Annotated in this window: 5 protein-coding genes and 1 rRNA gene; 5 read left to right on the forward strand and 1 reads right to left on the reverse strand. The window is 45.8% G+C overall.

Features of this window, described 5'->3' with window-relative positions; genetic code table 11:
• The first annotated feature begins 15 nt into the window (after positions 1-15).
• Positions 16-804 (forward strand): TPM domain-containing protein, encoded by a 789-nt coding sequence (locus B5D42_RS03040; RefSeq protein WP_078829991.1) that lies wholly within the window; start codon positions 16-18, stop codon positions 802-804.
• Between the two features lie 17 nt (positions 805-821).
• Complete coding sequence (locus tag B5D42_RS03045; RefSeq protein ID WP_139366953.1) at positions 822-1616, forward strand: hypothetical protein; 795 nt, start codon at positions 822-824, stop codon at positions 1614-1616.
• 74 nt (positions 1617-1690) lie between these two features.
• Here B5D42_RS03045 and B5D42_RS03050 read toward each other — a convergent pair whose 3' ends face one another.
• Positions 1691-4159 carry a M1 family metallopeptidase gene (locus tag B5D42_RS03050; protein ID WP_078829945.1) on the reverse strand — a complete coding sequence of 823 codons (2469 nt, stop codon included), beginning with the start codon at positions 4157-4159 and terminating at the stop codon, positions 1691-1693.
• Positions 4160-4274: 115 nt separating this feature from the next.
• Here B5D42_RS03050 and B5D42_RS03055 point away from each other — a divergent pair, with 115 nt between their 5' ends.
• From B5D42_RS03055 to B5D42_RS03065, 3 genes are all read left to right on the forward strand, one after another.
• Entirely contained in the window at positions 4275-5009 is a 735-nt protein-coding gene (locus B5D42_RS03055; protein ID WP_078829946.1) for a hypothetical protein, read from the forward strand.
• Between the two features lie 11 nt (positions 5010-5020).
• Entirely contained in the window at positions 5021-5776 is a 756-nt protein-coding gene (gene truA / locus B5D42_RS03060; RefSeq protein ID WP_078829947.1) for a tRNA pseudouridine(38-40) synthase TruA, read from the forward strand.
• Positions 5777-6456: 680 nt separating this feature from the next.
• Positions 6457-6645, forward strand: a 16S ribosomal RNA gene (locus B5D42_RS03065); the annotation flags it as partial.

Below are 6645 nucleotides of genomic sequence, written 5' to 3' on the forward strand. Positions count from 1 at the left end.
TCAATCATGAAAGGAATGAAGAGACTTATATATATACTGATCGCGGTGTTCAGCTGGGGAACAACCCTGGCGCAGGATATATTGCCGAAACCTAATCCGCCAAGGCTGGTGAATGATGCAGCAAATGTATTATCCCCAGAGCAACGCGAGATCCTGGAACGGAAACTCGTGGCGCTGGACGACAGCAGCTCCAACCAGGTGGCAGTTGTACTGATCAAAACGCTCAATGATTACCCGATCGAGGATTATGCTGTAAAGCTGTTCCGTGACTGGGGAATAGGGAACAAAAAAACGAATAACGGTGTTTTGATCATTGCGGCTATCGACGACAGGAAAGTGCGGATAGAAGTAGGGTACGGTCTGGAAGGGGCATTGCCTGATATCGTAACAGCAAGTATCATCCGCGACGATATCGCCCCCAATTTTAAAGAAGGGAATTACTACCGCGGCATCGATGAAGCAGTGGAATCCATTGCCAAAGCGGCTGTAGGTGAATACAAGGTCAAAAGAGAAAAGAAAGGCAAAGGAAGTGCCGGAGGATCCATCCTCACTTTCATAATCCTGTTCGTTGTGGTGGTGATTGTTATATCAAGAGGAGGAGGCGGCCGTGGCGGCGGAATGATGAGCAGGCGTGGTTATGGTAACGTGGCCGATGCGATCCTGCTTTCAACATTGCTGAACGGAGGCCGTGGCAGTGGCGGCGGCGGATTCGGCGGTGGCGGTTTCGGCGGCGGCGGTGGCGGCGGCTTCGGGGGATTTGGCGGCGGAAGCAGCGGCGGCGGCGGAGCCAGCGGCAGTTGGTAAACGATAAAAAGTTAAAAATGAAACTGATCAATACATGTATCGCACTTTTCACCTTGTGCGGAAGTCTGAATGCGCAGGTAAAGGCAAAACCCGGCCAGGCATTCAAAGTAACTACAGCAACCGACCTGAACATCAAAATGACATTGATGGGGCAGGATATGGAGGTGAAGAATGTCAGTACGCAGGAGTCGGATTACCAGGTAAAATCGGTAACGGGAGATAAATACGTAATGACCAATACCATAAGACGTGTAAGCGGAAAATTAAGCGCGATGGGACAGGAGCAGCAATTCAATTCCGATGATTCTGCTACCCGCAAAGATCCGCAACTCGCCGATATGATCAGGTTGCTGGATCAGCCTTCTGAAATTATAGTTGAGAAAGGTGTTGTTTCCGGTAAATCAGATCTTGGAGATCTTATGGGATCCATAGCCGGCACTGTCAATAACGACCATGCCAAATACCTGCTGGATATCGATCCTGCAAAATTGAAGCTGGGTAGTAAATGGATGGATTCAACCGGAAATGAAGCATCTAAAAATGTGAATGAATATACGGTTGTTAAAGCCGATGCGCAGACAGTAGAACTGCTGATCCTTACACAAAGCATTGTAAAAGGAACCACCATCCAGAACGGAATGGAACTGAAGACAGACCTGAAAGGCGCAACTACTGCAAAACGCAGTTATAACCTGCTTACAGGTCTGCTGCAAACTGAAGAATGTGACGTAACGATCAGCGGAACGGTAGATATGATGGGCATGAATGCCCCGGTTAATTCACAGGGGAAAATTAAAACGACGGTCCGGTAAATAAACCTGGTACTGTATAAAAGCAAAGGGCGTAATCATTTACGCCCTTTGCTTTTATATGATTCTTTCAGTCATTATGGTTTGCTGCTGATCTTCCTGCGTACATAATCCGCAAGTTCTTTCGCTCCCGCAGCTTCTTTTTTGCCCGCAATAGAAGACAGTACCAGGTTATTGATAAAAGGATCCGTCTCGGCTTTATTGGAAGAGGGGATCGCATCGCGGAATGCCACGATCAGGTCGATACCTTTTTTAAATTTCACTGGATCTTTCACTTCCATCATAAAAGATGCGAAAGAACCCATGAAAGAGAATTTCTCGGAAGATGCAGGCATCGCTTCAAATTTTGCGGCAACAATATCGAAAACACTTTCATCGCCACAGGCAATCAATACATCGGAAATAGCAGCAGGCAATCTTCCCTTGCTTGGTTCTTCCGCCATTTTAGATGCAATTGAAAACGCAGCAGGGCAATCTATCAGGGCCAGCGACTGCAATGCTGCTGCTGCTACAGAGTATGAAGAATCGTTAACAGCTTTCAGGAAAAAATCTTTATACACCGGGTTCTTTTGTGTGCCAAGCAGGTCAATAGCGTCTGCTCTTACCGTTCTTTTCGGGTCTGTTTTTGCCAGCTGCTCAATTTTTTTAAGTGCGGCGGCATCGGGTTGGGCGGCATGGAGGCTGTTCAGTGCTTTGGAGCGGATCCGGTAAAAGGGATCATTGAGCGCACTCAATAAAAGTTCCATTGCGCCGCGTTCTTCAATATGTGCGGCTGCAAAATCGATAGCATTGCTTCTGTCGAGGTAAAGTCCTGCATGTTTGAACTGGAATATATAATCGGCCAGTGTTTTGTCCTCTTTGATCTCGGCAAGCAATACATGATCTGCATCGAAATTAACAAGATCCGGCTTTGAAGATACTTTGAATGCAAAGCTGTCCACGTCATTTTCAACCCATAGCTCATGTCTCTTTTTGCTGTTGCCGGTATAAACATCTACAGTAATTGGTAATTTAAATAGTTTATCTGGCTGTGTTTGTTTCACAGTTAATGTTAGCGTCTGGTTCTGCGCATTGTAACTGTGACTGAATTCAAGACTTGGCTGACCGCTGCCGAAATACCACTGATTGAAGAACCAGTTAAGGTCTTTACCGCTTACCTGCTCAAAAGCCAGCCGGAGTTTATGTGCATTGCCACTCCCGAATTTATAGGTACTGAGATAAAGGTTCAGCGATTTGAAGAACGCAGAATCGCCGAGATAGTTCCGGAGCATGTTGAGGATCCTGCCGCCTTTCTGGTAGCTGACAAGGTCAAACATATCTTCTTTATCACGGTAATAGAATCGTACAAGATCCTTTTTGCCTTCTGTTGCCAGTCTGCTCATATACTGCGCCATTTCGTTGGCATTCTCATAACCGGCTTCGTCCTTTCCGTATTTATGTTCGAACCACAATAACTGGCTGTAATTGGCAAAACTTTCGTTTACGGTAAGATTGCTCCAGCTCTCCGCAGTAACAAGATCTCCGAACCATTGGTGAAAAAGTTCATGTGCGATCGTGCTTTCCCATTCATTGCCATCCAGCAATTCCCTTGCGTCCTGCTGTGCGCTTTCCTGGTGCAGGGTGGCAGTAGTGTTTTCCATCGCGCCGCTCACATAATCGCGGCCAACGATCTGGCTGTATTTTGGCCAGGGGAACTCTACTCCCAGTTTATCTGCAAAAAATGCGATCATTTCAGGCGTAAGGCCAAAGATCTGGCGGGCTACTTTTTCATATTCTTTCTCTACATAATAACTTACTTCTTTACCCTTGTACCTGTCTTTCACGATTGCGTATTCACCCATGCCTATAAAAAAGAGATAGGGAGAATGCGGCAGGGTCATTACCCACTTGTCGGTACGTGTACCATCTGCATTGCGGATCTGGGCGGTAAGCAGGCCGTTCGACAGGGTTACAAATTTTGCAGGAACCGTAAGGCTGAATTCCTGTGTGGTTTTCTGGTTTGGCTTGTCGATGGTAGGAATCCACATGGATGTAGATTCTGTTTCACCCTGGGTCCATACCTGCATGGGCTTATCCTTGTCTTCACCTCTCGGATTGATGAAATAAAGTCCCTTGGCATCCGAAATGGCATTGCTCCCATGAACGGTAAATTCATCCGGCTTGGCCGTATAATCAATGAAAACAGTATAAGCTTCTTCTTTTTTATAGGTTCTGTCGAGGCGGATGTTCAGTTGAAGACTGTCATATGTATATTTCAGCGGAATGGCTGGTCCGGACGCTTTCACAAGCTGCACCTTATTGATGTTCATACCTTTTGCATCGAGCCGTAAGGAGTCTGTAGGGTAAAAGTGTGGCCTGAGCGTGATCCAGGCTTTACCGTTAAGGTAAGAACGGGAGAAATCGAACCTGGCATCGAGCCGGGTGTGAACGAGGTCGTTGATTTTGACAGCAGCGCCCCGGTAATTTGTCTGCCAGTTGGCGGTATCCTGCTGGGAAAAACCGGCGTAGAAGCTAAAAAACGCCAGGATGAACAAGAGTTTTTTCATGCGATCATTTTAGAAGAGATAAAGATAGAAAACGGGCCTCTGTAAGAAATCACAATTTTCGCAGTCCGTCAGCATGTGCCCGATTTTAAAGTATGTTTGTACAAACGAATCAGGTATGAAAGGCGGTAGTAATTTCGGAGGATGGTGCGGATTGTTGATTTTTATCCTTTGTGCAGGTGGTGTACAGGCGCAGCAGGCAAGGTATATTTACATCCAGTCGGAAAACAATCAACCCTATTATGTTTATCTCAACGGGAAGAATTACAGTTCCGGTTCAACCGGTTACCTGCTCATACCACAGCTGACTGCAGGAAAATATACGATCACACTGGGATTTCCGAAGCGGCCAACAGAATATAACTTCAGTTTTGCACTCGCAGAAGAGGATAGAGGGTTTACTTTAAAGCCGGGACTGGACAATTCCTGGACATTGTTCGATCTGGTCAGCTTCGACATGATCCGCGGAACCATGGCAGCAGAGAAGGACAACAGGGCAGTAGCGGCACAAACACCGCCTCCGGCTGAAAAAACAGAAAAGAAACCCGAAGAACCGGCAACTATAGCGGCCCCGGTTGTAAAAGAACCAAAGAAACTGCCGGAAGCAAGAAGCGGAACTACGGTGAAAAAAATATACGAAAAAGGCGGAACAGAAGGGGTGGATATGGTTTTCGAAGTGAATAACGGTAACCGGAAAGACACAGTGATCCTGTTTGTACCTGTACTAAAAGACGAAAAAACTGCAGCCATAACGAATTTATCACCGGCGCGCAATACCGGCAGTGTACAGGATTTGCCCGCACTGTCAATAGCCATGCTGGCCGAAGAGCGAAAAAACTATCCTGTTAAATAACTGAACGGAACATGCCCCGCTATTTTCTGGAACTGATGTATGAGGGAACGCGTTACAGCGGGTTCCAGGTGCAGGAAAACCAGCAGACGATCCAGTCTGAAATGGGCAGAGCGCTCGAGATTCTGTTCCGGCAGCCATTTTTCTTAACGGGCTCGTCCCGCACCGATGCCGGCGTTCATGCCAGGCAGAATTTTTTCCATTTTGATACGGATCTGCCTGTATCGGCCCGCCATATCTACAATCTGAACGCGGTATTGCCACAGGATATAGCTGTAAAAGCCATTTATAGAGTGGGGGACCAGGCACATTGCCGTTTCGACGCATTATCGCGCCGGTACAGTTACCATATTTACAGCAAGAAAGACCCGTTCCGCGTGAATCGCGGCTGGCTTTATCCCTATCCACTGGACCTGGGTCTGCTGAATGAAGCGGCGGCGGTATTAATGGAATACCAGGATTTCAGCAGTTTCTCCAAACGGAATACGCAGGTAAAGACATTTATCTGCCAGCTGATGTTATCGCGTTGGGAAGAGGAGCAGGACGGACTGGTTTATCATGTGCAGGCGAACCGTTTTCTACGTGGCATGGTACGCGGATTGGTAGGTACGATGCTGAAGGTAGGGAGGGGGCAGACGGATATGGCAACCTTTCGTACGATCATCAGTTCACTCGATTGTACGAAAGCAGATTTTACAACACCACCACAGGGATTGTTCTTAGAGCAGGTAGAGTATCATAAAGAGCAACTCAATGCACCACTGCAATAAATGGAACCAGCATCGTATGGATGTTAAACTGTTTAACAGTTTCTGTATCAGAAAAAAATAATCGTCTGAAAGTATTACCAGTAAAGGGTTATAGCGAATCACATCAGATATCTTTTGAAATTTATTTGGTAAAGAAGATAACACGCTTACCTTTGCACCCCTTTACGAAAGGAAGTTCTTTGATGGCAGCTTTGAAATGATGAAACGAAAAAAAAGATCGTAAAAATTCAAAAGAATTTTTGGTAGATAATCAAACGGTCTTATCTTCGCCGCCCGTTCAACAAAACGGTACGGATCATTGAAAAAGCGGGATATAAAAAACGAAGAGAAACACGGAAAAAACTTCGATAATAATTGAAGTAAAATTTGGTGAGAATGAATAAGTTTATATCTTTGCCGTCCGTTTGAAAAAAGCGGTAGTTCTTAGTAAGTTTGCAGGCCAGATAGCTTGGTAAAAAAAGCGAAAAAATATTTGGCTGATAACATAGGTTGCTTTACTTTTGCAACCCCGATTAAACGGGTTGCGATTGAGAAAAGTGGTCGCAGAAGATCTTTGAAAGTTAGGAAACAACAGCACTTGAAAACATAAGAAACAAGTAAGGTTATAAGTAATCAAAAACAATTAATCCGACGTTAATTTCGATTCAAAATTTGAGATTAAGTCAGATCAAACAACATTTACAATGGAGAGTTTGATCCTGGCTCAGGATGAACGCTAGCGGCAGGCTTAATACATGCAAGTCGAGGGGCAGCACAGAGTAGCAATACTTGGGTGGCGACCGGCAAACGGGTGCGGAACACGTACACAACCTTCCTGTAAGTGGGGGATAGCCCAGAGAAATTTGGATTAATACCCCGTAATATTATGA

This window comes from Sediminibacterium ginsengisoli, from assembly GCF_900167075.1.
Classification (GTDB): domain Bacteria; phylum Bacteroidota; class Bacteroidia; order Chitinophagales; family Chitinophagaceae; genus Sediminibacterium; species Sediminibacterium ginsengisoli.

What these genes read in the sequence shown, in the direction of transcription:
- B5D42_RS03040 (WP_078829991.1), top strand. Translation starts at nt 16, where the DNA reads ATGAAGAGACTTATATATATACTGATCGCGGTGTTCAGCTGGGGAACA.
- B5D42_RS03045 (WP_139366953.1), top strand. Translation starts at nt 822, where the DNA reads ATGAAACTGATCAATACATGTATCGCACTTTTCACCTTGTGCGGAAGT.
- B5D42_RS03050 (WP_078829945.1), bottom strand. Translation starts at nt 4,159, where the DNA reads ATGAAAAAACTCTTGTTCATCCTGGCGTTTTTTAGCTTCTACGCCGGT.
- B5D42_RS03055 (WP_078829946.1), top strand. Translation starts at nt 4,275, where the DNA reads ATGAAAGGCGGTAGTAATTTCGGAGGATGGTGCGGATTGTTGATTTTT.
- truA (WP_078829947.1), top strand. Translation starts at nt 5,021, where the DNA reads ATGCCCCGCTATTTTCTGGAACTGATGTATGAGGGAACGCGTTACAGC.